Below are 26,160 nucleotides of genomic sequence, written 5' to 3'. Positions count from 1 at the left end.
CCCTATTCACTATACAAAAAAGAGACCGCCTGAGCGATCTCTTTTCTCTTGTGAAGTCAACCATTAGTTACGATCATCGTCATCGATATCACGGTTCTGATCGATATCGTGATTCAACGGACGATCATCATCTGTCGATCTCGGACGTTCTGGTTGTTCTTCATGTTCTTTGGTATCTTCACGTTCGACTCCGGATGTTTTATCCTCTGTCGAAGGTTTTGATACTTCATTGTCGTTATTTTCGTTGTTGTCACCGTTCTGCGCTTGTTCCTGACGTTCACGCGCTTCACGTTGCATTTTCTTCTTCGCTTCTTCATATGATGCCGGGTTGCTTTCTGGCACATCAACTTTTGTATCATCCTCTGGCAATTCACCCGTCATATAGAGGCTTCGAATTTCTTTTTCGTTCAAGGTTTCGTATTCGAGCAAGGCTTCAGCAATCGCTGTCACTTGTTCTTTATGGTCTTGAACGATTTGAATCGCACGTTCCATCAATGCGCTCATTTTCTTGCGGAGAACGTCATCGATCTTCGCTGCGGTTTCTGCGGAGTACGCCTTATCCGCATACGGATTCGCACCGCGCATGCTGTGGTTACCTTCGTAACTGATCGGGCCGAGTTCTTCACTCATTCCGTATTCCGTAATCATCTGACGTGCAATCGCCGTTGACTGTTCAAAGTCGTTCGATGCCCCTGTCGTCGCAGAATCGAAGAAGACCATTTCAGCGGCACGACCACCGAGCAAACCGATAATCTGTTCGTCGAGTTCCTTCGCAGAGTACATGTTCTGATCTTCGCGCGGCAACATGATATTGTAACCGCCCGCTTTACCACGAGGTACGATCGTTACTTTATGTACGACACGCGCTTCGCTCAGGACCAAACCACAGATGGAGTGCCCTGCTTCGTGGAAGGCGGTGATACGACGTTCCTTCTGGTTGACTTGACGACTCGGTTTTGCAGGACCTGCGATAACACGATCCTGTGCTTCGTCGACATCAATCATGCTGATTGTCTTTTTATCCAAACGCGCGGCAACCAATGCGGCTTCGTTCAAGACGTTTTCAAGTTCGGCACCCGTGAAACCTGGTGTTTGCTGTGCGACAGCTTTCAAGTCGACATCGTCTGCCAAGTTCTTGTTGCGCGCGTGGACTTTAAGGATGGCTTCACGTCCTTTAACGTCTGGACGCCCAATCAAAATCTGACGGTCGAAACGTCCTGGACGGAGCAACGCTTCATCCAACACATCTGAACGGTTCGTCGCTGCCACGACGATCACGTTGTCTTTGTCTTCGAACCCGTCTAATTCAACCAATAACTGGTTCAACGTTTGTTCACGTTCATCGTGGCCGCCACCCATGGAATTACCACGTTTACGACCAACCGCATCGATTTCATCGATAAAGATGATCGCTGGCGCACTCTTCTTCGCTGTGTCAAACAAGTCACGTACACGACTCGCACCCACACCGACGAACATTTCGACGAACTCGGAACCACTCATTGAGTAGAACGGTACGCCTGCTTCACCAGCAACAGCCTTGGCGAGCAACGTCTTACCTGTTCCTGGAGGTCCTTCCAAGAGGATCCCTTTCGGTACACGTGCACCGAGATCGTGATATTTCTCTGGATTCTTCAAGAAATCAACCACTTCGACGAGTTCCTGTTTCTCTTCGTCAGCACCTGCAACGTCGGAGAAACGTACTTTGGATTCTTTCGCACGGTCTTTGGCTTTGGATTTACCAACTTGCATTGGGTTACCCGGACCACGTCCCTGCATCTGACTCGTCATGTTGTACATCAAGAAGATAAATAGAAGAATCGGTAACGCGCTGAATAATAGGCTGACCCATACCCCTGTTTGGCTTTCTTCAAGGGCTCTGACGCGAGTGCCCGTCGATTCAGCGGCTTCTGTAATTTGGCTAATGGTCCCGTCATTCGGCAGAACATTAACGATAAATCCTTCAGGACGATCAGAGGTTTGATTATCAAAGATCGTAAAGCCTTCCTGATTATCTTGGTCATTCGTGCTATTTTCGTTGTATGTACCTGTAACCTCAAAAGCTCCGGCTTTAGGTTGCATTTCAAATTCTTTGACTTTACCGTCTCGTAACTGTTGTACGAACTCGGACTGCGTCAGGTCTCTTTGTGACCCTGAGTTTGGTCCTGTAAACATACTGACAACGGCTAATAACGCAAAGAACACTAAGACCCATAAGAGCCCACTCTTAAGGAAACTATTTGGTCGCTTCGGCTTATTTCCTCTCTGCATTCAACTGCTCCGTTTCTATACAATAATTTTGTTCAAAATGTCATTGAACAGTACTCGTAACAGTAATTATAACATATTAGACATACGCTAAATGTTATTATTCCGTTAAGAAGATCTGTGTTGTCTAGACTAGATCGCTTCTGGTTTCAACACACCAATGTACGGTAAACCACGATATTTCTGGTCATAGTCCATACCGTAACCCACAACAAATTCATCCGGAATTTCGATACCGACCCAGTCTGGTGTGTAACCAGTCTGACGGTGTTCCTTCTTGTTCAATAACGCGACAACACGAACGGACGCTGCTTCACGATATTCAAACAGTTCACGTAAACGTTCAATGGTCTGTCCTGTATCGATAATATCTTCAATGAAAAGCACGTGGCGGTCTTTGACAGAGACATCTAAATCTTTTAAGACTTTCACGTGTCCGGAAGATTCCATACTGCCACCGTAACTTGAGACGGACATAAATTCTAATTCCAATGGGCAGTGCATTTCACGCACTAAGTCACTCATGAAGTGTACGGAACCTTTCAAAATACCAACAACGAGCGGATTTTTATCCTTGTAATATTCCGTTAATTCTTCACCTAATTTCGCAACGGCCTGGTGAATTTCTTCTTCATCGATCAAAATACGTGCAATATCCGGATTTTCTGGGGTTGTCATGTGTGTTCCTCTACTTTCTAACTGCAAAATATGTTCCCATTCTATCAAATTATACCTAAAAGTCACCTTTTTCGCTTACATTTCGCAAATACCAAAATATTTTCGTTTCATCAGTTTGTGTTGGATAGCTATAGATCAATTCACTGGTCTTAGAATCGAGCAATCCGAGCACTTCTTGCTCACCAACAACGATAACTTGCAAACGATCGCGTACAGCTTGAGGCACCTTCTGATTGATCAAGTATCGCGTCACTTTTTGATGATGATCATTTGCCAGACGCACACGATCGCCGGGGCGCCGCTCTCTCAAGATGATAGTCTCCCTACTGTATTCAGGCGGGATGGGATGCCCCTCTTCTCCCTTCGAATCGCTGATAGTCAGTGCTAACTGCGGACGCGCTACTGATACTGTGGCTGTTAAATGACTAATGATGATCGATTGATATTCTTTCCTGAGTATATAATCGCCCGGTAACGCCCATTCCCCCTGCGGAGTATCACTATGTAAAAACGCTGCGAGTGCTTGTTGCCCCTTACGTCCGAATGACTGAAAGGTTTCATTATCAATCCGATTCAGGCAATAATGGATAAATAATGCCAGCTCCTGTGTCGTCAATACTGGGAGCGCTCGACGATCGATCAACCAGTGCTGCTCATCGATCAAGGTCACTGCATCCTGCCACCAAGCGCTGAACTGACGATCCAAAACACTCAAAGTAGCCTGTAATTCTCTTGAAAAATCAAATAGATGCGCAATCACGTTCGGATCTTCCGTTTGGAGTTCAGGTAGCCACTTTTGGCGCATACGATTGCGGGTAAATTGTAGGTCGTTATTACTCGTGTCCTCACGAAATGGGATCTGCCATTCCGTCGCCAAATCGTAGAGGGCGTTCTTCTCGATTCCAAGTAACGGTCGATACACGGTCGCTTGGGGATAATTATAGAGCATTGACGTTTCTCGCATACTTTGAATGGCGCGTAATTGATGACCTTGGATCAGGCGCATCAATACCGTCTCACTGACATCCTCCAAATGATGCGCGGTGACGAGATAGCGACAGTGATGGCTTTCCAGATATTCAGCAAAATTTGCGTAACGGAACGCACGCGCCTGTGCTTCAATGCCTGCAGTCAGTTCATCGTGACGCCAGATACGCACGGCTAAATCAATATCATGCGCTTCGCAATAGTCGATCACTAATCGCTGATCCGCAATCGCATCCGGACGCAGTTGATGATTAATATGCATGACATCAAAGGTTAGTAGTCCTTCATCACGCAACGCTGTAAATAAGGCGAGTAGACTCATTGAATCCACACCCCCTGACACGGCGAGTAGGAAACCTTGCGTTAAATCAATCTGATTTGCGGTTAAGTTATGTTTCAAATGGTCGAGTAGTTGATCGGGGGTTGATGGTTGTGCCACGGTTATCCCTCCTGTCTATTATTCGCATTAGCGACAAAAAAAGGAAGCCGAAATAGCTTCCTTATGTTTCATGTCCATCACTAATGACCGCGTCGACCGCCGCGCCCACCACGTTTAGATTCGGTGTTTCGTTTCAAAGAGGTCAGACGATCTTCGCTATCTTTCAAGAAACTTGACATCATTGCATCGAAATCATCCGTTGACCCGCGCTGCTTCTTCTGACGTGGGCGCTCTGGTTTCTTAGGCGCTGGACGCTCCTGTTTCTTCGGTTTTGGCTGCGCTTGTTTCATCGACAGTGCCACTTTGCCATCCGCTGCGATTTTGGTCACGACAACCGTCACTTCATCGCCAACCTTGACAAAGTCGTTTATATCTTTGACGTATTCATTCGCTACCTCTGAAATATGAACGAGCCCATTATCTTTTTCATTGATATCCACAAAGGCACCGAAGTTGGTAATTCCTGTAACTTTTCCTGTAATTTTATCCCCGACTTGCACTGTCATTGATTATATATCCTCCTCGTGATCTTTAGGAATTTTGATTTTGTTGTTGGTTGAGTTGTCGCGCCTTGTCGGAAGCATTATCTTCAGGCGTGCTAAAAATCATTTCGCCGTCTTTGCTCATGTAGTAACGACTCCGCGCTAATTTCATCACGTAGTCATCATTCTTGAGTAATTCGGCCTCGTTTTCTAGATTTTTAAGATTTGTTTTCTCAGTATTGACAGATTGTTCGACTTGCTGTTTTTCGTTGACGACGGCTCTCGTATTAACATGTGTTTTCACTGTTAACAACACGAAAAGTAATGAAAATCCAATCATCACAAAAGCCAGCACACGCATGATCCAGTCATACATCTGTTGTTGCTTATTTTTGTGTTTCGCTTTGCGTCCGTTCTGATAATTCGCAATACCCGGTTCGTAGTAATGCACCTTCGAGGATTTTTGCTGTGTCTGCTTCACGTCCCGATCTCCGCTCCCTCTAGTGATTTCTATTATTTTAATTCTAAGAGAAAGCCCACACAAATGCAATATCAAGGCGACGATCAACGCAACTAATTTTACAACAAAAGAAAATACCACTTCCAATCCGGAAGTGGCATCTCTTTCAATGAGCGCTTATTTCGATAATTCAATTTTTTCTTGGATAAATTCAGCAGACTGTTTGAGCTGCACTTTTTCTTCGTCAGTCAATTGAATCTTGGCATCCGCAATGATTCCCTCACGCCCGACAATGGCTGGGAAGGAAAGATAGGAATGGTATTCTTCTAAATAGTGAGATACCGGCAATAGACTGTGAGAATCGGTGAAGACCACCATCGCCAGACGAACCGCCGCAGCTGCGACACCATAGTTCGTGTAGCCTTTGCCATGTAATACAGTGAAACCACCCGAGCGAATCTCATCACCGATCTGTTGTTTGTCGATATTATTCGCTTGAAGGAAGGTTTCTGCTGACTCGCCATTCACGCGAACCGTCGACCACGCATTAAATTGTGAGTCGCCGTGTTCACCGAGCACGTAACCTTCAACGGAACGTGGATCGATATCAAAAATTTCGCCGAGTGCACGATGCAAGCGTGCTGTATCCAATAACGTTCCTGTCCCAATCACGCGTTCTTTTGGTAAACCGATGTGCTGTTGGTAGAGACTAGTAATCACATCATTCGGATTAGAAATCACAATCAATGTGCCATCAAAGCCGGACTGTTTAATCGTTTCACTGATGGATACCACCGCTTTACTATTTAGTTTCAACTCACCAAAGCGATCATTGCCCTGTGATAGACCGATATTACCAACTGTTGAGATTAGAATATCACAATCCGCCAGCAAGGTATTATCGTTGTAACTGAGTGTGGTATGATGCGGTAAATTCATCATCGCATCCTGATAGTCGAGCACATCAGCTTTGACTTTCTCTTCGTTGGTATCAAACAATACCAAGTGATCGATCATGCCCGACACAACAAATTGATGCGCTACTGCTGCACCCACATTCCCTTGCCCAAAAATTCCTACGGTACGACCCATAATCATTCAGCCTCCTTAATTATCGAATACGTTTACTATATGGTTCCGATTCTACCACATTTAGAGCATACACATCCGACACACAATGTTAGTCGTAAAATTCTGGTTCCTGTTTTTCAGATTCAATCGGCTGTTCATCGATCAAACGGAACATTTTATCTGCATCCTGTTTCTTCGTCGATTCGCTGAGTTCCAATACTTCAAACGTTGCGAGTGAGCGTCCGAAGCGAATCTCTAATTGATCCCCAACAGCGACTGCACTGCTCGATTTTGCGACACGACCATTGATCTTAATACGTCCTTGATCGGCAACTTCTTTTGCGACTTGGCGGCGTTTGATGATACGTGATACTTTCAAAAATTTATCTAATCTCATGACTTATCTCCTTTATCTGTCTTGTCGAGTGCGTCTGACATAGCCATTAAAAAGTTTAACAGTGCATCGAGCCAGCGGTCCGTCGACATGTCGCCCGTGTTGAGCGCGATAACGAGGCGCTTACCCTCTGAGCGCATCTGGAGTCTGAATGGCAGATCACCAATCGCTTCAAATACGGCAGTGGTGAGCTGTTCCGGCTGATCGGTCGACCATGTTTTCAACTCAATTTGCTGCCGCACTTTCTGAATCGATTTAATTTGACACTGTGTGGCGATATTACGCATTAATCCAATCGCCAAGAGCCACTGTGCTTCCTGCGGTGGTTCACCGAAACGATCGAGTAATTCATCATCCAAAGCCCAACGTTCATCATCGGTTTGTAATTTCACGATGCGATTGTATATTTCGACTTTCTGATTTTCATCTGGAATGTAGCTTGTCGGTAAGTAGGCATCGATACCGAGATTGATTTCAGTCGGTTCTTTCGGTTTTTCGACGGTTTTACCTTGTTTTTTGGCTACTGCTTCCTTCAGCATCTGCATGTAGAGATCATAACCGACCGAGTTTACGAAACCGTGCTGTTCAGCCCCGAGCAAGTTCCCGGCACCACGAATCGATAGATCGCGCATGGCAATCTTGAACCCACTACCGAGTGCGGTAAAGTCTCTAAGTGCCGTCAACCGTTTTTCGCCACTCTCGTTCAATGCTTTGTCTGCTCTAAACATGAAGTACGCATAGGCAACGCGACTACTTCGTCCAACACGTCCGCGTAACTGATAGAGTGTCGATAGCCCCATACGGTTTGCATCTTCCACAATCAAGGTGTTCACATTCGGCATATCGACACCCGTCTCAATAATCGTTGTGGTGACGAGCACATCGTATTCACCTTCGAGAAAGGCGCGCATAATATTTTCTAACTGAACCGCCGTCATCTGGCCGTGCGCAATACCGACGCGACTGTTCGGCACTAGGGTTTCGATCACATGTGCTTTCTCCTCAATCCGAGCCACATTATTGAACAGGTAGAACACCTGCCCATCACGTGCCATTTCACGCTGGATCGCATCACGGACAGCAGCTTCGTTCTGTTCAATCACATAGGTCTGCACGGGGTAACGATTCGCTGGTGGCGTTTCGATAACACTCAGGTCACGAATACCTGTCATTGACATATTCAAAGTACGAGGAATCGGTGTCGCTGTTAGCGTCAAGACATCGACCGTCTGTTTTAAGGTTTTCAGTCGCTCCTTCGCCTGCACACCGAAGCGCTGTTCTTCGTCGACCACGACGAGTCCTAAATCGAGGAATTGAATGTCTTTGGAAAGCAGACGATGTGTTCCAATCACTAACTGAACACTACCGTCCTTAAGCCCTTGAATCGTCTGTTTCTGTTCTGCCGACGTTCTAAAGCGATTCAGTAGCGCAATTTCAAATGGATAGTCATAGAAACGTTTCTGGAACGTTTCGTAATGTTGTTCAGCTAAAATCGTGGTCGGCACGAGAAAGGCGACTTGTTTGCCGTCCATTAACGCTTTGAAAGCTGCACGCATAGCAACTTCCGTCTTACCGAAGCCGACATCGCCGACTAACAAGCGGTCCATCGGTTTCTTACCTTCCATATCTTTTTTGATTTCATCGATACTCTGCAATTGATCCGGCGTTTCCGCATACGGAAATTCACGCTCAAAATCGCGCTGTTCGGGCGTATCTTCGCTATACGCATAACCTTCGCGAGCTTCACGTGAGGCATAGAGTTCAATTAAATCGTCGGCAATATCTTCAATCTTACTCTGGACGCGCTGCTTCGTTTTCGCCCAGCTGGTGCCGCCCATACGATTCAAGGATGGCGATTTGCCGTCTGCCGACACGTACTTCATCACGAGATCCAATTGATCGGTCGGCACATGAATCGACGCATCATCGGCAAATACAATCGTCAGATAATCTTTATGGACACCGTTAACCGTCAAGGTCTCCACACCGAGAAACTTCCCAATCCCGTGGTTGACATGTACGACATAATCGCCCGGTTTAAGCTCTTGATAGCTCATCATGCGCTCGGCATTCGAGATATTCAGTTGCTTGCGGCGTCTGCGTGTTTTGGCATGGTGGAAGATTTCTTTTTCAGCAATCAATACCAGATTCTGATCAACGAACTCCACCCCATTTGCGAGGTTTCCGAGCGCCAAATTGATCTGTCCCGGGATAATTTCTGTTAGCGAACTCTCAACTGCTGGCATCTCGATATCTTCGAGCATCTGCTTCGTACGTTTGCGCTGTTCTTCATCCGACAGCACGATAACAATCTCTCGCCCAACGCGCTGCCAAGCGGTTAGTTCAACCTTTAATGCCTCACTCTGATCATAAAACGGCGTAATATTGCGCGTCTGGAACTGCACGACTTGGTCAAACGAAATATGATTATAGCCACGTTGCCATTTCGCAAAGTAGAGGCGACGTCCGTAATCACGCTTCAAAAGAGATGCGAGATTGGCGTAGGGCGCTTCCGGTAATGGCAGTTGTTCCTGCTCAATCAATGAAAAGCGATAAGCATCCACACTATCGTTGAGTTGTTTTTCTTCTTCGAGGAGTCGTGGATAATCATCGATCACTAGCACATTATCTGATCCGAGATAGTCCAGGATAGTGGTCATTTCTTTCGCAAATAACGCGCGCGTCCGCCGTGGATTCGGTTCGGCTTCCCCGTTTTGCCAGAGTGCCTGCACTTCAGCAATCTGCTGTTCAAGTGTTTGCTTGAGCTCTTCGTCCTTAATCTTCTCAGCATAACCACTCAACGCTTTTTTGAGCGTTGTCGCCTGTGCTTGGCGTTGCTCAGGTGTCACGATAAAATCATCAGCTGGTATCAGCGATAAGGTATCGAGTGGTGTGGTACTCTTCTGTGTCGACGGATCATATGCGCTGATGCGTTCGACCTCATCGAATGCTAAAGATAAGCGCACCGGCCATTCCTGATTGAGTGGATAAACATCGATGATATCGCCACGCACGCTCATTTCTCCTGGTTTCAGCACCATATCGACGCGTTCATAACCGAGTCCTACAAGCTTTTCAGCGAGTTCATCCGGTGCCCATTCCTGCGCTAATTCGAGCGTCAATGTGGCCTCTTGCCACGCTTTCACAGGAAGTAGTGGTAAGCGCGCGCCAAAAAGCGGAACAATCACTACGCCGTGCGCTTCATCATTGAGCAACCACGCCATCGTATCCAATCGTTCCGCTAAAGCTTCCGGACTAGCAACCGCCATATCCTCCGCTACCGTTTCTGGTGCTTGGAAAAGTTTGATGGTTTCATCCGGTAAAAAAGTCTCCAACTCCGTCACATAGTCATTAGCTTTGGAGAGGTTGGCAGTTAGGATCATTACTTTTTGTTCAGCGGCTGCCTGTTTAAGTGCCGCTACGGTATAACTCTTCGATGCTGCCTCTAAGCCAAGCCAGAGACTAGTCTGTTTGGTCGTCAGCGTTGCTTTAACGGTCGACCAACTGCTCATTCGTTCAAAAAAATCCGCTAACTGCATATTGCCTTCTTTCGTTGTTGACTAATCGTTAAATTGATTCATCACGTTCTGGAATGTTTCGCCGTTAAGCCAAGCATCGATCGCATCCACCGCATGATTGACCGTTTGCAGCATGGTATCGTGGTCTTTCTTAGGGAAACGCGTCAGCACATGATTCACCACCGTCGTATCAGTTGGATGTCCAATACCTAATTTCATACGCTGAATCTCAGAACTACCAACTTTTTTAATGATGTCCTTCATCCCATTGTGACCACCCGCGCTACCTTTTTGACGCAAACGAAGGCGGCCGATGTCCATATCCATATCATCGTAAATAACGAGTAGGTCTTCCAGCGCTAACTTGTAGTAGTGCATAAATCCGTAAACACAATCACCAGACAAATTCATAAATGTCGTTGGTTTAACGAATAAGACTTTTTCATTGTTGACACGCGTTTCGAAGTAATCGCCCTGCATCGCCGTACGATCGAACGTTTCGTGATGTTGTACCGCCCATTCATCCGCCACAATGAATCCCATATTGTGACGTGTACCTTCATATTTCTTACCTGGATTCCCCAGACCCACTACTAATTTCATTGATTCCTCCACTTTCTACACGATACCAACTGAAAAAGGCTGTACACCAAAAAGACGTACAGTTGTTCGTGTGCGATTAACTGTTATTCTAGCGAATCCCCTATTCTCCTGCAAGCTAGCCACTCACACCATAAAAAAGAGAAGCCTGCATGCAGACTTCTCTCTAAGCTTTTACATATATAGATAAAGTATAAATCTATTGATCGGTTAGTCGATCTTACGTTTTGGATTCAAAAGGTTCATTGGATCCAACAACGCTTTGATTTGGTGTTGAAGCATGTCAACGTCTTCACCGAGTTCTTCATGGTTGAAGTCGTTCTTCAAGAGGCCGACCGCGTGTTCACCGGAAATCGTTCCGCCCAATTCCAAGGCTTTGCGGAACATACGTGTAATGGCATCAGTGACATGATCTGGAATACCTTCGGACGCGTTCGGATATGTCAAGATTGGGTGAACGTTACCGTCTCCAGCGTGTCCTGCGACGAAGATTTCCGCTTCAATTTCATCATCCAATTCGCCGATGAAGTCAACCATTTCAGCGAGTTTAGACAATGGCACCGCCATATCTTCAGTAATCATACCGTCATCATCGTTAGCTTCGGAGATAGCTGGGAACATTTGGTCACGGTAGTTGGAGAATTCTTTCTGCTCATTTTCATCAGTGGCGAGGCGAACGTTGTAGGCGTTGTTGTCATCTAAGACTTTGTTCAAGATTTCCTCTGTTTGATCCGTCAAAACGTCGATCTCAAACATCAACATTGCCCCACCATTTTCACCACTGTAGTCAGTACCTAACAGCTTATCGGTAGCGATAACGGTTTTCTTGTCTTCGGCTTCCAAACGTGTTGGGTAGATTCCTGACATACGGATATCGTGAACGGCATTTGCCAAGTCAGTCATTTTATCGAAGAATGCTAAACCAGTGATTGAATCACCGACTGGAATTGGCATTAATTTTACAGTGACTTGCGTAATAATACCGAGCGTTCCTTCAGAACCAACAAAGAGATGCGTCAAATCGTAGCCGTATGCTTGTTTGTAAGTGCGGCCACCGAGGTTCAACACGCGGCCGTCAGCCAGAACAACTTGAACACCCAAGACGTTATCGCGGGTTGCACCGTATTTAACACCGCTCATCCCACCAGCATTCGTGGAGACATTACCACCGATTCGGGAGATTGTCTTAGATCCTGGGTCTGGCGCGTAGAATAAACCTTCTTTGCGTGCCGCTCCATCCAAGTCACTGTTAACAACACCTGGTTCAACGACAGCGAGACCATCATCCGCATTGATCTCAAGAATACGATTCATCTTATCGGTTGAAAGCAATAATGAATGATCATACGCTTCAGATCCAGCAACCAGACCAGTTAAACCACTCTGAGGAATGACTGGCAAATGGTATTTACGTGCGATAGCGAGGGCACCTTGTACATCTTCAACGGTTTTCGCTTCGATGTAGGCTAACGCTTTACCATTTGTTTCTGGGTCGCTTTGTTTATCACTCGTTGATTTTGCAGATAGCGTATCGTCATCGTCGTAGACGTCGCCATCTTTGACCACGTCGCGTAACTCAGCAATCACATTTTCATCCGTATAAGCAGGAAACATTCCCATAATTAAAATATCCTTTCTGTATCATGTCATTTCTGTATGCATTTATTGTATGCTCATGGTCAATAAAGAGCAATGTTTTTACTTACTTTTTTACAAGGTCCATTTGATTTCTCTTATTAATCGCAAATAGAAAAGCACTCCCGAGTTATCGAGAGTGCTTCAATACTATTAATCGAAGTCAGCGTCCAATTCAACTTGTCCTTCGTATTTTTCACGGAACAATGGACTGACAGAACGGTTTTCTTGGATACGTAAGATCGCATCGGAGATCAAGCGGGCTACAGAGAGGACTTTGATCTTTTCGATGTGTTTTTCTTCTGGTAGCGCAATAGAGTCGGTCACAACGACTTCGTTCAATTTAGAGCTTTCTAAACGTTCGATTGCTGGACCAGACAATACAGCGTGCGTACAGCATGCGGAAACAGATTTCGCGCCCTTCTTGATAATCATATCAGCAGCCGCACAGATAGTACCTGCTGTATCGATCATGTCATCGATCAAGATGGCGTGTTTCCCTTCAACATCACCGATGATGTTCATCACTTCTGCCACATTAGCTTTCGGACGACGTTTGTCAATGATGGCGATTGGTGCATGCAAGAATTCAGCCATTTTACGTGCACGACCTACCCCACCGTGGTCAGGTGATACGACAACGATATCTGCATCGCGGTAGTCTGGGTTCTGGTCGTAGTAACGAGCCAACAATGGTGAACCTAATAAGTGGTCAACTGGAATTTCAAAGAAGCCCTGAATCTGTGCTGCGTGCAAGTCCAAAGTAAGAACACGAGTGGCACCCGCATTTTCAATCATACGTGCAACCAATTTAGAAGAGATTGGTTCACGTGGCTGCGCTTTACGATCCTGACGTGCATAACCGAAGTATGGTAATACGACGTTAATTTGGTTGGCACTGGCACGGCGACATGCGTCGATCATGATCAACAATTCCATCAAGTTGTCATTGACTGGCGCAGACGTTGGTTGAATGATGAAGATATTATCCCCACGAATGGATTCTTCAATGTTAATGCTGATTTCACCATCACTAAAGTGGGAAACTTTGATCTTACCTAAAGGAACCCCGGTACAATCTGCAATACGCTGTGCTAATCCCTTGTTTCCATTCAAGGAAAAAATCTTAAAATTGTGTGCAGTCATGCTGTAATCCTCCTGTCAGCCTATACTGTCATTACTGCGTTTGTATATACTTTGTTCACTTCTTGCTATTCTACCATATTTTATATGTTAATTCGCGACCAATTCTATTCATTTTCCGGATTTTCGGAAACGGCGAGTTTATGCCAGTAATCTTCCTTATTTACCTGGCGTGCGCGTGCGATGGCCATATCGCGAGCCGCAACGTCGTCAGTGATCGTTGAGCCGGCAGCGAGGAAGCTGTGATCCGCAACATTAACCGGTGAAATCAAAGTCACATTAGCCCCAATGAAGCTGTGATCACCGATCGTACTGCGATGCTTGCGTGTACCATCATAATTGGAGAAGATCACACCACAGCTGACATTAATGCCCTTGCCGAGATCGGCATCCCCAATATACGTGAGGTGGCCGACTTTGGTTTTATCGTCGATCACACTGTTCTTGACTTCGACAAAGTTTCCGATGTGAACATGCTCATGGATTTCGCTGTTTGGACGCAAGTGCGCCATCGGTCCGACATCGCTGTTGCGTCCGACCGTTGATGATTCGATTGTTGAATTCTTAATCACTACATCATCCGCAATCGTCGCATCGGTCAAACGCGAACCACTCGTAATCTGGCAGTTCGCACCGATTGTCGTATTACCAATTAAGTGTACATTCGGTTCAATCGTCGTGCCTGCGCCGACTGTCACATCATCGTCGATCCACACATGATCCGGATCCAGAACCGTCACACCCGTTGCCATCAACTGTTCAGCTTTACGACGGTAAACGAGTCGGTTCGCACGTGCTAAATCGCTCTGCGTGTTGACACCCATCGCTTCTCGGAAATCAGCCATCACATAAGCAGCAGAAGGTTCCCCAGCGTCTTTTAAAATCGTGACAACATCTGGCAAGTAGTATTCGCCCTGCTGGTTATCGGCGGTAACTTTCGTTAAAGACTCAAACAGCGAACGATTGTCAAAAGCGTAAATCCCCGTGTTCACTTCGTCGATAACCTTTTCATCGGCTGTCGCGTCTTTTTCTTCGACAATGCGTTCGAGATGACCATCAGCATTTCGAATGATACGGCCGTAACCGGTTGGATCGACAGTAATCCCCGTCATAACTGTCGCTTTCTTACCAGCTTCTTCGTGGTAACTCAACAATTCATTGAGTGTATCAGCGGTAATCATTGGGCCATCACCGTACAACACGATTGTCGTACCGTCTTTATCCTTGAGCTGATCTTCAACTTGACGTACCGCATGTCCTGTCCCTAATTGTTCCGCCTGAACAGCAACATTCGTATCCTTTTCGGCGACTTCACGGACACTATCCGCTTCTGGACTGATTACCGTATAAATTTCGTCAAAATTCGCAGCTTTCACAGCACGAATGACGCGTTCGAGCATTGGTAAATGTGCGACTTCATGAAGGACCTTATATTGGTTAGACTTCATGCGTGTCCCTTTCCCAGCGGCGAGAATTACTGCATAACGTTTACTCATTCGTTTCCTCCTCATGTGCTGCTTGACGTTCAGCACGGAAGCGGTGATAGTTTTCTTCGAAATGTTCGAAGGTATATCCACCCGCTGCGCGCGTTTGGCTATCTACCGCTGCTTCTAATGTATCTACCTTTTCGCTCATGGAACCCGTGAATTGAACGGTAACGAGTTCCGGACGGTTATTGATGCGAATCCCACCGTTCGGCTGACCGATCCCGCGTGAAATCACCATTGTCTTCGTCACATCTTCAGGTAAGGCATAAACACCTGACGTGTAAGCAGGCTGGTAGCCTTGACCATCTGCGTACAATGCGCCGAAGTATGGCAAGCGCACGTAACCACCGAAAGCATGTCCCGTTAAAACAACGTCTGGTGAGAGTGATGGTACATCGTGGTAGTGAAGAAACGCTTCTGGACGATGCGCCAACAAGAGTTTCGGTTGATGTTTCTGTTCTTCTGTCAAATTGATGAAACGTAACGGACGATTCTTGATCAAACGACGGTCGCGTTTTTCGTAAATCCCCATCACAGTTAATGGCGTCCCATGGAAATCAAACGTTTCCGCTGCATCATTCAAGAAATGAACGCCCGCATCGCTCATAATCTGTTCACCGCGGCGTGCGAATGGACTCTTAATTTCGTTACTACCGTACACTGCAAAAGTCGGTGCGATTGCAACTAATCGCTTCACAAACGCTTCCAACACTTCTTCATCATAAGTGTCATCTTTTGCGATCATGTTACCCGTCAATGCGATAATATCTGGCGCTTCATTGGTTGTTCCTTCAATGATTTTATCTAATGAGACGCGTTGATGCGGTAGGTTCAAATCGGACAGTTGTACGACCTTGAGCCCTTCTAATCCGTTATCAAAGCTTGGACTTTCAACCCAGTAGTTCGTTGTTCCTAAAGTATGGTTTTGGTAGTAGTAATAACCGCCCACCACTGCTGTTGCTCCAGCAAGTTTGAGTAGACGTTTTACAATTGGAGTTGTGTTTCCCATGTTGTCCCTCCTAAATGGTTAATCACTGTCATTCTATCATAATTCTTTCTGTCTCTCACTCGATCCGTTCAATTGAATGAGGCAAACGTGCGTTCTGTTTTAATTCTTGCTACAATGAATGGATACCAGAACGTTTAAATAGGAAGGAGACGCTCATTTTGGCCAATCAACTCATCGAAAACAAGCTTAAGATCTTACCCAATCGTCCCGGCTGTTACATCATGAAGGACGACCATGATCGCATTATTTATATCGGAAAGGCCAAAAACCTCAAGAACCGCGTGCGTTCCTACTTCAAGAGTTCGCATACGGGGAAAACGGCTCAGTTAGTCGCTGAAATTGCTGATTTCGAATTTATAGTGACGAATTCGAATAAAGAGTGTTTACTCTTAGAGATCAATCTCATCCGTAAGTACAAGCCGCACTACAATATTCAATTGAAGTACGGCACGATGTATCCGTACCTCAAAATCACCAAAGAACGTGACCCGCAGCTCGTCATCACGTCTGAAATCAAAAACGATGGCGGAAAATATTTCGGTCCCTATCCCGATGTATATGCGGCATCGATGACACGCGATCTCCTACAAAAAACCTATCCACTGCGCAAATGCAGTAAAAATGAAAAGCGTGCCTGCTTCTACTATCATCTCGGTCAATGTATCGGCTGCTGTGACCATCCCATCTCTGAAGCAGAATACGAGGCACAGATCCAAAATATCACCCGCTTCTTAAACGGTGATGTGAAAACGATCAAAGCGGATCTCCACGATAAAATGCAGCGCGCCTCAGAAGAGATGGCGTATGAACGCGCCGCTCAGTACCGCGACCAGATCAAATATATCGAACAGACGGTTGAACCGCAGAGTATCATGAGTAAGCAGTACAATAACCGCGATGTTTTCGCCTTCTATATGGATCGCGAATGGATCAGTATTCAGGTATTCATGCTGCGTCAGTTCACTGTCATCAAGCGCGATTCCAGTTTGTTCGCCTGCTACGGTGACCCTATCGATGAACTCACTTCGTTCATCATGCAGTACTATCAGGAGCAGAACCATACGCTACCTAAAGAAATCCTCGTGCCGGAGGGTGTCGATACGGAAGTACTGAGTGAAACCTTAGGCATCAGCGTCAAAACGCCGCAGCGCGGTGATAAGAAGAAAATGCTCGATATGGCGACGGACAACGCACAGATTGCCCACGATCAGAAATTCAAATTGTTGCGTATGAACGAAAAGAAAACACGCGGCGCTGCACAGGAACTTGCAGAAGCGCTCGAACTACCAAGTCTACATGTGATCGAAAGTTTCGACCACTCGAATATTCAGGGAACCAATCCGGTATCCGGAATGGTGGTTTACGAGGATGGGAAACCGAATAAAAAACAGTACCGCAAATACAAAATCAAAACGGTTAAAGGAGCGAACGAAGCAGAAACGACGCGCGAAGTCATTTATCGTCGTTACTCGCGGCTGCTTCGAGAAGATGCGCCGTTCCCAGATGCGATCTTCATGGATGGTGGTGCGATCGAAGTCAATGCGGCACGAGACGTCCTGGAAAACCAGCTCGGTATCGATTGGCTTCCTGTCATCGGCATGGTTAAGGACGACAAGCACCGCACGAGCTATCTCGTCGCCGGTGAGCCACTGAAACGCGTACCCCTCTCACCAGAGAGTCAGGCGTTCCATCTCGTTCAGCGTATCCAGATTGAAGTCGATCGCTGGGCGAACACGTTCCATCGCCAAGTACGCAGTAAAAATTCCTTTGTGTCACGGCTCGACCACATTAAAGGCGTTGGTGAGAAGACACGAACCAAAGTGATGCGTCACTTCAAAACCATCAAAAATATGCGCGAAGCGAGCGTCGATGACATCCGAGCGCTCGGTATTCCTGAGAAAACCGCACTTGCCATTCACCAAACCGCTTGGGAAGGACAAAAAGATAATCCGTACGCTAAAGAAACGACAGATGAAACCATTGAAACGAACTAAACAAAAAAAGGGATTCCTCAATGATGAGGGATCCCTTTTCGTTATGCTGAAAACGGCTTAGTCTTCAGCGTCTTCTTTTTCGATTTCCTTGCCGCGTTCGATCTGTTCCTTCGCCTTGTCAAAGTCTTCAGGTTTCACACGCGCATCTTTGTAGTCGCCTTTCTGTGCGTCATCCGCACTGACGATCACTTCTTCGATTTCATCCGTTTCACTGAAGTCTGTCTTCTCTGGGGTGTTATACCCATATGGATGATACGGTTTCTTTTCGTCTGCCATGATCAACACTCCTTTCTCTAGTGCTCTTCACTATTGTACCCTTTTCCATCGAAAATGTCACCTGCTGAGATCGGTTTCTTCATTTCTGCTGAGCTAATGCGGTATCCCGGATCTGGAATGCGTTCCTGCTCGGCTTTTGTGAGCTTTTCAGCATCTGTCAACTGATACCGATGTCTCGGCTGATAGCTCGGCACGTGTCCACCTGCTGTTGTCTCAGCCTCTTCCGGTGAGCTTACGCGTACAGCTTTCGGTGTAAACGTCGGGTGTTTTTCCGTGTGATAGCGTTGTGCCATGCCCGGCTTCGGTTGTGCATTAAAGGCGGGATACGTATCATTCAAGCGACGCGCGTACTGCTCCGTCTGTTCACGATACAGGAGTACTTCCACTAACTGACTGTGCCCCCAGGATAGCCATAGCCAAAGCCCCATGAGTAAACCAACGCTCCCAAATACGACCATTACGTACGGCACCTTCGTCGTATCGATCACACGAAGTATGAGACCAAGCACGAGTGTGGTCATTAATACCGGTAAATAACTGCGTAATTTCAATTTGATCAATAACCAGCGATTATCCTTCATTAAGCGCCAACTGATACCATACGCATGATGCACCGGCATCTCTGGCGCATCGCTCAACGGCAGCGTAACCCATTTGAGGCCGAAATATAGCCAGAGGAACGGCCAAGCGATAAGGAGCGTGCTCCCGAAGAAAAGAATACCCGCACCGGATAAGAAGGCGATGCGCATGATCGCATTCATCCCAGTATTCAAAATTGATAAGACCCAAGCGTACGCGTAGATACCGACGATGGCAGTGATAGCGAGCCAAACACTAAATAGAACCGTTGCTACAGCATTCTTGCTCAAACCGACGAGAAAATGACGAAATGGTCGTTTCTTCAACGTCGCCATTGCTTCGACGGGCGTGCGCTTTTTGGAAGTCATGAGTTTGAGCCAGTAGCCGTAACCCGCGAGCGTCCGCAAATGAACGAATAACACGATCATGATGAACAGGAGCCCACCCAATGTCAACAGTTGCCATAACGCAAATTGGCCGAACCAGTTGCTGAGATAGGCGGGGATCTGCGTGGTCGCGTCGAGTAGTAATGGCACCAAAGCAATACGCGGCGGCAATAATTGCCAGTACCACAAGAGAATGAGTGGCACACTGATGAATAACACCATCAGTAATATCTGGCAAATTAAAGCGAACAAAAAGTTAATCTTATTTTTCTTTAAGCGTTGACGATGTTTCTGATAAATCGTCCGCGCATCCTGTGAACTGCGATAGCGCATACCTACCTCCTACTCTTCTATCTCTCCACGTCTCGCCTGTTCTTCACGCGTCAGCTGCCACACAATCGTTGCTGTCAATGTGCGTTCCCAACCGATATCGCCGTGGCGCAGATGGTAATCGATATTCTGACGTGTCGTCCCCATCATACGCGATAATGTTGAGGCGTAACCTTTTACCATGAGATCCGGCACGTATAGTTCACTATGATCCCATGTATCATCTACTGCCTGCCAGTTGGGACTCGCCATCTGTTCAAAATCAAAAAACGGTAATTCAGTCTGTTCCTGCCAGGCATCAAGACATTGTTGCTTCATCTCTTGAATTTTGTTGAGATCGCGTTTTGGCCACGCGATTGGCTGCATGGCATACGGTAAATAAATGGGGGTGTGCACTTCATACGCAAAGCTCATCGCCTGCTGCGTGAGTGTCTGCGACAACTTCAAACGCCCCCACGTACGCAATACCGTATTTAACAAAGCATCTTCGACAACCTCACTATTGAACAGTACCAACAGCTGCTCTGCTTCTAACGCATTATCTAACGCTTCGAGCGCCGTTTCTTCAGAGATACCGATCCCAGCTGCGAGATGGAAGGGCGTCATTAATTGTTGGAAGAGACGATACGCGAGAAAAGCTGGCGCACTATGTTCAAACACATAGTGAATCTGTGCGCTGTCTGCGGTCACTTTTCCTGGTTCGACTAATCCTTTAGCGAACAAAATATTAATCAACTGTGACATCGCACGTATCACGGATTGCTGCTCACCGCCGCCACGTGCTGCTTTATGGTATTGAACAATTAAATATGTCTGCTCTGCCACGCTATTCACCACGCAATCTCTAAGGCATCGTTCTGTTCAGCTGCTTGCTGAAACAAACGCTGAATGACCATCACTTGCTGATCGCCGAGATGACGGCGTAGTCGACGTTCATGACGCACAGCAATCACAGTCGGTCGACTGAGACTCGTTAGCACGTCAAATAACGCATCGAGATTATCCCCATATGTATCACCGAGTGCGAGTGTCTCACGAAATACCTGATGAAAGGCTTCGATATCCGTAATTTGTCTACCGTCAATGATGACCTGTTGTGTTGCTGTCATCGCGTTTGCCTCCTATCCTCTAATAAAAATGCGTAAACGTGCGGTAGTGATTTTCCGTGTAGAAAATGTCGCCGTCCTTTGAATACACAAGACGTTCAGCATTACGTTCGCCACCGTTGTAATTAACGTCCGCTTCACGATAATCGTCTGGCGGTAAATTGCCTTCAAAGTTACCGAAAGGATCGCCACCAATTGATTTCTGATCGGTCACATCCCAAAGATTGCCTTCTTCTGGCACCCATCCTTCTGATTTTGCTTCGTTCTTTGTGATGTAGTTCGGCGGTAATTCATCATATTTGTGCAAGTAAGCCGCTACCTCAAATTCATCACTGTACGGCTGGTCTTCCTGTACGCTGTCATACGCGCGATCGAGCTGTCGTTGCTCCTCTTCTGTGACATCGGAGACCATTTCTGTACTATCTTCAGCCCCCGGTGTACTCGGATTAAATAAATCATCCTGCCCGAAGAAGAATACGAGCACCGCAATGATCAGAACGATCGCACCGCGTCCGAGCTGTTTCAAGCGATTCGGTTGTTTATGCTCTGGATTCATTACTCCCATCTACCTCCTTTATGTGTTTCTGTTCCATTATAGCAAACCCCGCCCGTATGCGACGGACGAAACAATAAAATTTCACGTAAACGGTTAAATTTTTGATTCAAAACGCTTGATTATTCCAAAATGCGTTGATAAACTAAGAATAAAATATTTTAGGTCGACCTAAAATAAATTTCTTAGGAAGGACTTAACACCATGAATACGAGCATTCACGTCTCCCATTTGACGACCGCCTATAAAGGCAAAGTGGCGCTGAACGATGTTTCGGTCGATATTCACAGTGGCCGCATCACAGGCATCATCGGACCAAATGGGGCAGGAAAATCAACCTTTATGAAAAGTATCTTAGATCTCATCACACACAGCGGTGAGGTCATATTTAATACGCAACCGATCAAAGCGGTACGCCCTAAAATCGGCTACGTCGAACAGCGCGCCTCTATGGCTCTCGACTTCCCGATCGATGTGATCGGTTCCGTCTTACTCGGCACTTATCCCGAGCTCGGATTAATTAAACGTCCAGGTAAAGCCGAAAAGAAGCGTGCGATGGCCGCTTTAGAGGCCGTTAACATGGCCGATTACAGCAAACGTCAGGTCAACCAACTCTCCGGCGGGCAATTACAACGCGTATTGATTGCGCGCGTGCTCGTACAGGATGCCGACTGGATTTTTCTCGATGAACCGTTCGTCGGGATCGATGCTGTCAGCGAAAAAATTATTGTTGACTTGCTAAAAGAACTGAAAGCACAAGGTAAGACGATCGTTATCGTCCACCACGATCTCAGTAAAGTCACCGCCTACTTCGATGATCTGATCATTCTCAATCACAAGCTCATCACTTTCGGAACGGTTGACGCCACATTTACAAAACAGCATATGGCTGAGGCATATGGCGAGGAATTCGTCGGACTCGCACAGTCATTCAATACCACATCAGATTAGGAGGAATTTGCGTGGATTACATCTATGCCTTTATCGACGGGCTCGCGCAGTACCAATTTCTGCGTCTCGCGCTCATTACGTCGCTCATTATCGGTATCATCGTCGGGATTATCGGACCGTTCGTGATTCTACACGGACTCTCTCTCCTCGGTGACGCCATCTCGCACGCTGTACTTCCCGGTGTTGCGCTCGCATATATTTTCAATGTCCATTACATCATCGGCGCGACGTTCTTTGGACTACTGACTGCCACTCTGATTAATTTCATTTCAGAACACAGTAAAATCAAAAACGATGCCGCCATTGGAATTGTCTTCAGTGCCTTTTTTGCGCTCGGGGTCATTCTCATCGGTTTCGCAAACAGTGCGACGAACCTCTACCACATTCTCTTCGGTAACGTCCTCGCCGTTCGTGATTCCGACGTATGGATTACCGCCATTATCGGACTCGGCGTGTTAATCTTCGTGTTGCTTTTCTACAAAGAACTCAAGATTACCTGTTTCGATCCAACAGTGGCGCGTTCCTTCGGGCTCAACGTCCGTTTCTTCGATTACGCATTAATTCTCATGTTGACACTCGTTGCAGTCGCTTCACTCTCCTCTGTCGGCACCATTCTCGTGGTAGCGATGCTCATTACACCAGCCGCCACTGCCTACCTCTGGACAAATCGACTCAGTCACATGATCTACCTCTCGATCGCTGCGAGCACCCTCGCCTCGATTGTTGGACTGTTCTTCAGCTATTCCTTCAATCTCGCTTCCGGTGCTGCGATCGTTTTGACACTCGCGATTTTCTTCTTGTTGAGTTTCCTCTTCTCGCCGAAGAAAGGACTGCTCTTCACCAAATTACAGGAACGCAAAACGCACGCCTATTAGAGAAAGGAGCGTTCAATGAAAGAAAAGCTAAAAAAACTCAGCTTGCTGTTGGTTTTGACCCTACTCATTTTAGCCGGTTGTGGTAAGCGTGAGGTTGAACCGAAAATGCCGGATAACGGTAAACTCAACGTCGTCGCTACTAATACCATCATCGCCGACATGGTCAAAAACGTCGCAGGCGATAACGTGAATATTCACTCGCTCGTCCCAGTCGGTACCGACCCCCACGAACACGAGATCGTACCGGACGATACGCGTGCTGTCGAAGAAGCTGATGTCGTTTTCTATAACGGACTCAACTTGGAAACGGGCAACGGCTGGTTCGATAAATTAATCGAAACCACCAATAAAAACATCGATGAAGAAGTTTTCGCCGTGTCAAAGACGGTCGATCCGATCTACCTAAAATCCGACGAACAAAACGGTAAGGAAGATCCACACGCTTGGCTCGCACTCCAGAACGGTATCAAATATGTCGAAACCATTCGCGATGTCCTGAAAGAGAAAGACAGCGCCAACGCGACCGCCTATGAGGAAAATGCCTCGAACTATATCGAAAAGCTCAATACGCTCGACCAGGAATACAAAGATTCATTCAATGACATTCCACAGGACAAACGCCTCCTCGTTACAAGCGAAGGTGCCTTTAAATATTTCTCTGAAGCGTATGGACTCGAAGCGACGTATGTTTGGGAGATCAATACCGAAGAACAGGGAACGCCGGAACAGATGCGCAATATCATCGACAAAGTGCGCGCCTCAAAAGTTCCCGCTCTTTTCGTCGAAACATCCGTCAATCCGCGTGCGATGGAACGCCTCAGCAAGGAAACCAATCGTCCGATCTATTCGGAAGTCTATACGGACTCAGTCGGTAGTCTTGAAGACAAAGACCCCGATATTCAAAAACAAAAGGAAGACTTCGACGTAGACACCTACTACGGCATGATTCACTGGGATCTCGCCAAGATTCACGAAGGGCTTTCGCTATAGCGCATGTTGGCAGCATTCGCAATGCATATTCACTAATCAAAAATACAAATTTCAATTAAAAGTATACAAAGCTAGTAAGTCGAACTAGCTTTTTTTTATGTAAACCTTTATAATTGAAGTTGTGAGAAATGTTTAATTTTACACAACAACTATATGAGGGGGATTTTAAATGGCTGATAACAGTTACAAAACATTGCTCTTGAAACGCGAAGACATCGAAAAGATCATGAGCATTAGAGATGTCAATGATGCCGTGTTAGACACGTTCGTTGGTTATGGTGAAGATAGCGTCAAAAACCCAACGAAAGTCACATTGGATCTCGGACAAGCTGAGGACTGGCCGAATTACGACGGCTTCGTCAATGCCATGCCTGCCTACCTAGGTAACGAAGACATTGCAGGTTTGAAATGGGTTGCTGGTATTAAAGGCGAACGTAAGGAAGCAGGGTTACCATACATCACTGCATTGATCGCCCTGCTCGAACCGCGCCTCGGTAAATTCATTGCGGTCATGGACGGCACTTTAATTACCGATCTTCGTACCGGTTCCCAAGCAGCAAATGCAATTCGCCTACTCGCAGGCGACAAGAAGGAGATCTCTCTAGGACTCTACGGTAGCGGTCGCCAAGCGGAAACGACGTTGATCACGACGAGTGACCTCTACGATATTACCGATCTCTACCTCTGGAACCACAACCAGGAAAATGCGGAAAAATTTGCTGAAAAAATGAAAGATTACGTCAAAGGTGAAATTCACGTCGTTGATGCGGATAAACCGGAAGACGCAAGTAACGAACCATTCACTGTTACCGCGACAGGTGCACCAGATGCCATCGTTAAAGGCGAATGGTTCGATAAAGGTCAAGCGATCATCTGTTTAGGTTCTGGACAAGAGGCTGATCGTGACCTAATCTTAGGTTCGGACGAAATTATCACGGACCACGCTGATCAAGCCTTGCACCGCGGTTCAATGAAATTAGTGGCAGATGAATTCTCTGAAGATGAATTCAGCGCAACGATCGGTCAACTCGCTGCCGGCAAATACACGATTGAAGATCAAGAAAACAAACGTATCTTCGTGCCGATTATCGGTACCGGTGCGGTCGATATCGCAGTTGCGAAACGTGCTTACGACAAAGCCGTTGAACAAGGTATCGGTGGCGAATTCGACTTCCAATTCTAAGCTAATTATTAATATAGAAAAAGCTGTTCGAAAATGAACAGCTTTTTTGTGTGCACAGATTTCTATGGAGAAATACAAAAAGAGCATCCGATTGTGGATGCTCTTTTCACTTATGAGATGACTTGATTTTTATTGATTATCAGCGAAATTAGTGTTTCTTGAATGAGAAAGCAGCACCGATACTAGTCATCACCAAACCTAACCCCAAACCTGCAGCTGCGAATCCTGTTTGTGGCAATGTTGCAGTTGCACCTTCAGCTGGTGTAGCAGCTTCTTTAGCAGCTTCGTGAGCTTCAGCTTTTTCGTCATCAGCAACAACAGCGCCTGCTACTTCTTTTTCTGGAGAAACAACGTGACCTTCTTCATCCAATTCAGCTTCTGGAGCGTCGAGGTCTACCCATTCTTCAGTGTATTTCACGTCGTCATCTTCACGGTCGATCCATTGTTCAACAACTTCAGCTTTTTCGCCGAATTCTGGTGCGATTTCTTCTGCCCATTCAGTCTTAACTTCTGCTTCTTCTGCGTGTACTGGCGCTTGAGCAGCAATAAAACTTATCAATGCAACAACAGCACTCATACCTAACAATTTCTTCATAACAACCAATTCTTTTCCACAAAAATCACCAATGATAAACATACGGTGACTTCAGTTACTAAAACATTCTCATTGCTTAGAAAAGAACGTGACATCGTGCTTTCCTAAGCAAATCTCTATAATTCCATTATATTAAGAAAAATAAAATTACAACCCTATCGTTGTATTAAA

The 26,160-nt window shown here is 46.3% G+C and carries 24 protein-coding genes; 5 read left to right on the top strand and 19 right to left on the bottom strand.

What is annotated here, in order from left to right; genetic code table 11:
* Window positions 1-63: 63 nt before the first annotated feature.
* From ftsH to ACWOEX_RS03360, 13 genes are all read right to left on the bottom strand, one after another.
* Window positions 64-2,271, bottom strand: a complete 2,208-nt coding sequence (gene ftsH / locus ACWOEX_RS03420; RefSeq protein ID WP_455297983.1) for an ATP-dependent zinc metalloprotease FtsH — start codon at window positions 2,269-2,271, stop codon at window positions 64-66.
* A gap of 129 nt (window positions 2,272-2,400) precedes the next feature.
* A complete protein-coding gene (gene hpt, locus ACWOEX_RS03415) occupies window positions 2,401-2,946 on the bottom strand; it encodes a hypoxanthine phosphoribosyltransferase (RefSeq protein WP_455297982.1) in 546 nt (181 codons plus the stop codon).
* 55 nt (window positions 2,947-3,001) lie between these two features.
* Window positions 3,002-4,372 (bottom strand): tRNA lysidine(34) synthetase TilS, encoded by a 1,371-nt coding sequence (gene tilS, locus ACWOEX_RS03410; RefSeq protein ID WP_455297980.1) that lies wholly within the window; start codon window positions 4,370-4,372, stop codon window positions 3,002-3,004.
* Between the two features lie 80 nt (window positions 4,373-4,452).
* A complete protein-coding gene (locus tag ACWOEX_RS03405; RefSeq protein ID WP_455297979.1) occupies window positions 4,453-4,878 on the bottom strand; it encodes a S1 domain-containing RNA-binding protein in 426 nt (141 codons plus the stop codon).
* Window positions 4,879-4,903: 25 nt separating this feature from the next.
* Window positions 4,904-5,335 carry an FtsB family cell division protein gene (locus tag ACWOEX_RS03400; protein ID WP_455297978.1) on the bottom strand — a complete coding sequence of 144 codons (432 nt, stop codon included), beginning with the start codon at window positions 5,333-5,335 and terminating at the stop codon, window positions 4,904-4,906.
* Between the two features lie 156 nt (window positions 5,336-5,491).
* Complete coding sequence (locus tag ACWOEX_RS03395) at window positions 5,492-6,406, bottom strand: lactate/malate family dehydrogenase (protein WP_455297977.1); 915 nt, start codon at window positions 6,404-6,406, stop codon at window positions 5,492-5,494.
* Window positions 6,407-6,494: 88 nt separating this feature from the next.
* On the bottom strand, window positions 6,495-6,782 hold the full coding sequence (locus ACWOEX_RS03390; RefSeq protein WP_455297976.1) for an RNA-binding S4 domain-containing protein: 288 nt from the start codon (window positions 6,780-6,782) through the stop codon (window positions 6,495-6,497).
* Entirely contained in the window at window positions 6,779-10,318 is a 3,540-nt protein-coding gene (mfd, locus tag ACWOEX_RS03385; RefSeq protein WP_455297975.1) for a transcription-repair coupling factor, read from the bottom strand. The genes ACWOEX_RS03390 and mfd overlap by 4 nt, the downstream gene beginning before the upstream one ends.
* A gap of 21 nt (window positions 10,319-10,339) precedes the next feature.
* A complete protein-coding gene (pth, locus tag ACWOEX_RS03380) occupies window positions 10,340-10,900 on the bottom strand; it encodes an aminoacyl-tRNA hydrolase (RefSeq protein ID WP_455297973.1) in 561 nt (186 codons plus the stop codon).
* 207 nt (window positions 10,901-11,107) lie between these two features.
* The gene (locus ACWOEX_RS03375) at window positions 11,108-12,517 is read right to left on the bottom strand and encodes an FAD-binding oxidoreductase (RefSeq protein WP_455297972.1); all 1,410 of its coding nucleotides are present in this window, start codon (window positions 12,515-12,517) and stop codon (window positions 11,108-11,110) included.
* 168 nt (window positions 12,518-12,685) lie between these two features.
* The gene (locus ACWOEX_RS03370; RefSeq protein WP_455297971.1) at window positions 12,686-13,678 is read right to left on the bottom strand and encodes a ribose-phosphate diphosphokinase; all 993 of its coding nucleotides are present in this window, start codon (window positions 13,676-13,678) and stop codon (window positions 12,686-12,688) included.
* Between the two features lie 104 nt (window positions 13,679-13,782).
* Complete coding sequence (gene glmU / locus ACWOEX_RS03365) at window positions 13,783-15,171, bottom strand: bifunctional UDP-N-acetylglucosamine diphosphorylase/glucosamine-1-phosphate N-acetyltransferase GlmU (protein WP_455297970.1); 1,389 nt, start codon at window positions 15,169-15,171, stop codon at window positions 13,783-13,785.
* A complete protein-coding gene (locus ACWOEX_RS03360; RefSeq protein ID WP_455297969.1) occupies window positions 15,164-16,171 on the bottom strand; it encodes a metallophosphoesterase in 1,008 nt (335 codons plus the stop codon). Before ACWOEX_RS03360 ends, glmU begins: the two co-directional genes overlap by 8 nt.
* Before the next feature lie 158 nt (window positions 16,172-16,329).
* On the opposite strand from ACWOEX_RS03360, the gene uvrC reads away from it, so the two are divergent.
* Window positions 16,330-18,165 carry an excinuclease ABC subunit UvrC gene (gene uvrC, locus ACWOEX_RS03355; RefSeq protein WP_455297967.1) on the top strand — a complete coding sequence of 612 codons (1,836 nt, stop codon included), beginning with the start codon at window positions 16,330-16,332 and terminating at the stop codon, window positions 18,163-18,165.
* Between the two features lie 57 nt (window positions 18,166-18,222).
* On the opposite strand, the gene ACWOEX_RS03350 is transcribed toward uvrC, so the two are convergent.
* Genes ACWOEX_RS03350 through ACWOEX_RS03330 form a run of 5 tightly spaced genes read right to left on the bottom strand, consistent with a single transcriptional unit; the run spans window position 18,223 to window position 21,398 of the window.
* Window positions 18,223-18,441, bottom strand: coding sequence for a hypothetical protein (locus tag ACWOEX_RS03350; protein WP_455297966.1), 219 nt, complete (start codon window positions 18,439-18,441; stop codon window positions 18,223-18,225).
* Between the two features lie 17 nt (window positions 18,442-18,458).
* Window positions 18,459-19,739, bottom strand: coding sequence for a hypothetical protein (locus ACWOEX_RS03345; RefSeq protein WP_455297965.1), 1,281 nt, complete (start codon window positions 19,737-19,739; stop codon window positions 18,459-18,461).
* A 9-nt stretch (window positions 19,740-19,748) separates the two neighbouring features.
* Entirely contained in the window at window positions 19,749-20,561 is an 813-nt protein-coding gene (locus ACWOEX_RS03340; RefSeq protein ID WP_455297964.1) for a hypothetical protein, read from the bottom strand.
* 5 nt (window positions 20,562-20,566) lie between these two features.
* On the bottom strand, window positions 20,567-20,845 hold the full coding sequence (locus tag ACWOEX_RS03335; RefSeq protein WP_455297963.1) for a barstar family protein: 279 nt from the start codon (window positions 20,843-20,845) through the stop codon (window positions 20,567-20,569).
* A gap of 19 nt (window positions 20,846-20,864) precedes the next feature.
* Complete coding sequence (locus ACWOEX_RS03330; protein WP_455297962.1) at window positions 20,865-21,398, bottom strand: ribonuclease domain-containing protein; 534 nt, start codon at window positions 21,396-21,398, stop codon at window positions 20,865-20,867.
* Between the two features lie 201 nt (window positions 21,399-21,599).
* Here ACWOEX_RS03330 and ACWOEX_RS03325 point away from each other — a divergent pair, with 201 nt between their 5' ends.
* The 4 genes from ACWOEX_RS03325 (at window position 21,600) to ACWOEX_RS03310 (ending at window position 25,394) form a co-directional block, all read left to right on the top strand.
* A complete protein-coding gene (locus tag ACWOEX_RS03325) occupies window positions 21,600-22,346 on the top strand; it encodes a metal ABC transporter ATP-binding protein (protein WP_455297961.1) in 747 nt (248 codons plus the stop codon).
* 11 nt (window positions 22,347-22,357) lie between these two features.
* Window positions 22,358-23,221, top strand: coding sequence for a metal ABC transporter permease (locus tag ACWOEX_RS03320; RefSeq protein ID WP_455297960.1), 864 nt, complete (start codon window positions 22,358-22,360; stop codon window positions 23,219-23,221).
* 15 nt (window positions 23,222-23,236) lie between these two features.
* Window positions 23,237-24,211, top strand: a complete 975-nt coding sequence (locus tag ACWOEX_RS03315; RefSeq protein ID WP_455297959.1) for a metal ABC transporter substrate-binding protein — start codon at window positions 23,237-23,239, stop codon at window positions 24,209-24,211.
* Window positions 24,212-24,380: 169 nt separating this feature from the next.
* Window positions 24,381-25,394, top strand: a complete 1,014-nt coding sequence (locus tag ACWOEX_RS03310; protein WP_455297958.1) for an ornithine cyclodeaminase family protein — start codon at window positions 24,381-24,383, stop codon at window positions 25,392-25,394.
* A gap of 148 nt (window positions 25,395-25,542) precedes the next feature.
* On the opposite strand, the gene ACWOEX_RS03305 is transcribed toward ACWOEX_RS03310, so the two are convergent.
* Window positions 25,543-26,031, bottom strand: coding sequence for a hypothetical protein (locus tag ACWOEX_RS03305; protein ID WP_455297957.1), 489 nt, complete (start codon window positions 26,029-26,031; stop codon window positions 25,543-25,545).
* Window positions 26,032-26,160: the final 129 nt, after the last annotated feature.

Source organism: Aerococcus vaginalis, assembly GCF_053762225.1.
The sequence above is the reverse complement of the archived record's forward strand: the minus strand, read 5'-3'. Positions and strand labels throughout refer to the sequence as shown.

What these genes read in the sequence shown, in the direction of transcription:
- ftsH (WP_455297983.1), bottom strand. Translation starts at nt 2,271, where the DNA reads ATGCAGAGAGGAAATAAGCCGAAGCGACCAAATAGTTTCCTTAAGAGT.
- hpt (WP_455297982.1), bottom strand. Translation starts at nt 2,946, where the DNA reads ATGACAACCCCAGAAAATCCGGATATTGCACGTATTTTGATCGATGAA.
- ACWOEX_RS03405 (WP_455297979.1), bottom strand. Translation starts at nt 4,878, where the DNA reads ATGACAGTGCAAGTCGGGGATAAAATTACAGGAAAAGTTACAGGAATT.
- ACWOEX_RS03395 (WP_455297977.1), bottom strand. Translation starts at nt 6,406, where the DNA reads ATGGGTCGTACCGTAGGAATTTTTGGGCAAGGGAATGTGGGTGCAGCA.
- ACWOEX_RS03390 (WP_455297976.1), bottom strand. Translation starts at nt 6,782, where the DNA reads ATGAGATTAGATAAATTTTTGAAAGTATCACGTATCATCAAACGCCGC.
- mfd (WP_455297975.1), bottom strand. Translation starts at nt 10,318, where the DNA reads ATGCAGTTAGCGGATTTTTTTGAACGAATGAGCAGTTGGTCGACCGTT.
- pth (WP_455297973.1), bottom strand. Translation starts at nt 10,900, where the DNA reads ATGAAATTAGTAGTGGGTCTGGGGAATCCAGGTAAGAAATATGAAGGT.
- ACWOEX_RS03375 (WP_455297972.1), bottom strand. Translation starts at nt 12,517, where the DNA reads ATGGGAATGTTTCCTGCTTATACGGATGAAAATGTGATTGCTGAGTTA.
- ACWOEX_RS03370 (WP_455297971.1), bottom strand. Translation starts at nt 13,678, where the DNA reads ATGACTGCACACAATTTTAAGATTTTTTCCTTGAATGGAAACAAGGGA.
- glmU (WP_455297970.1), bottom strand. Translation starts at nt 15,171, where the DNA reads ATGAGTAAACGTTATGCAGTAATTCTCGCCGCTGGGAAAGGGACACGC.
- ACWOEX_RS03360 (WP_455297969.1), bottom strand. Translation starts at nt 16,171, where the DNA reads ATGGGAAACACAACTCCAATTGTAAAACGTCTACTCAAACTTGCTGGA.
- ACWOEX_RS03350 (WP_455297966.1), bottom strand. Translation starts at nt 18,441, where the DNA reads ATGGCAGACGAAAAGAAACCGTATCATCCATATGGGTATAACACCCCA.
- ACWOEX_RS03345 (WP_455297965.1), bottom strand. Translation starts at nt 19,739, where the DNA reads ATGCGCTATCGCAGTTCACAGGATGCGCGGACGATTTATCAGAAACAT.
- ACWOEX_RS03335 (WP_455297963.1), bottom strand. Translation starts at nt 20,845, where the DNA reads ATGACAGCAACACAACAGGTCATCATTGACGGTAGACAAATTACGGAT.
- ACWOEX_RS03330 (WP_455297962.1), bottom strand. Translation starts at nt 21,398, where the DNA reads ATGAATCCAGAGCATAAACAACCGAATCGCTTGAAACAGCTCGGACGC.
- ACWOEX_RS03325 (WP_455297961.1), top strand. Translation starts at nt 21,600, where the DNA reads ATGAATACGAGCATTCACGTCTCCCATTTGACGACCGCCTATAAAGGC.
- ACWOEX_RS03315 (WP_455297959.1), top strand. Translation starts at nt 23,237, where the DNA reads ATGAAAGAAAAGCTAAAAAAACTCAGCTTGCTGTTGGTTTTGACCCTA.
- ACWOEX_RS03310 (WP_455297958.1), top strand. Translation starts at nt 24,381, where the DNA reads ATGGCTGATAACAGTTACAAAACATTGCTCTTGAAACGCGAAGACATC.
- ACWOEX_RS03305 (WP_455297957.1), bottom strand. Translation starts at nt 26,031, where the DNA reads ATGTTTATCATTGGTGATTTTTGTGGAAAAGAATTGGTTGTTATGAAG.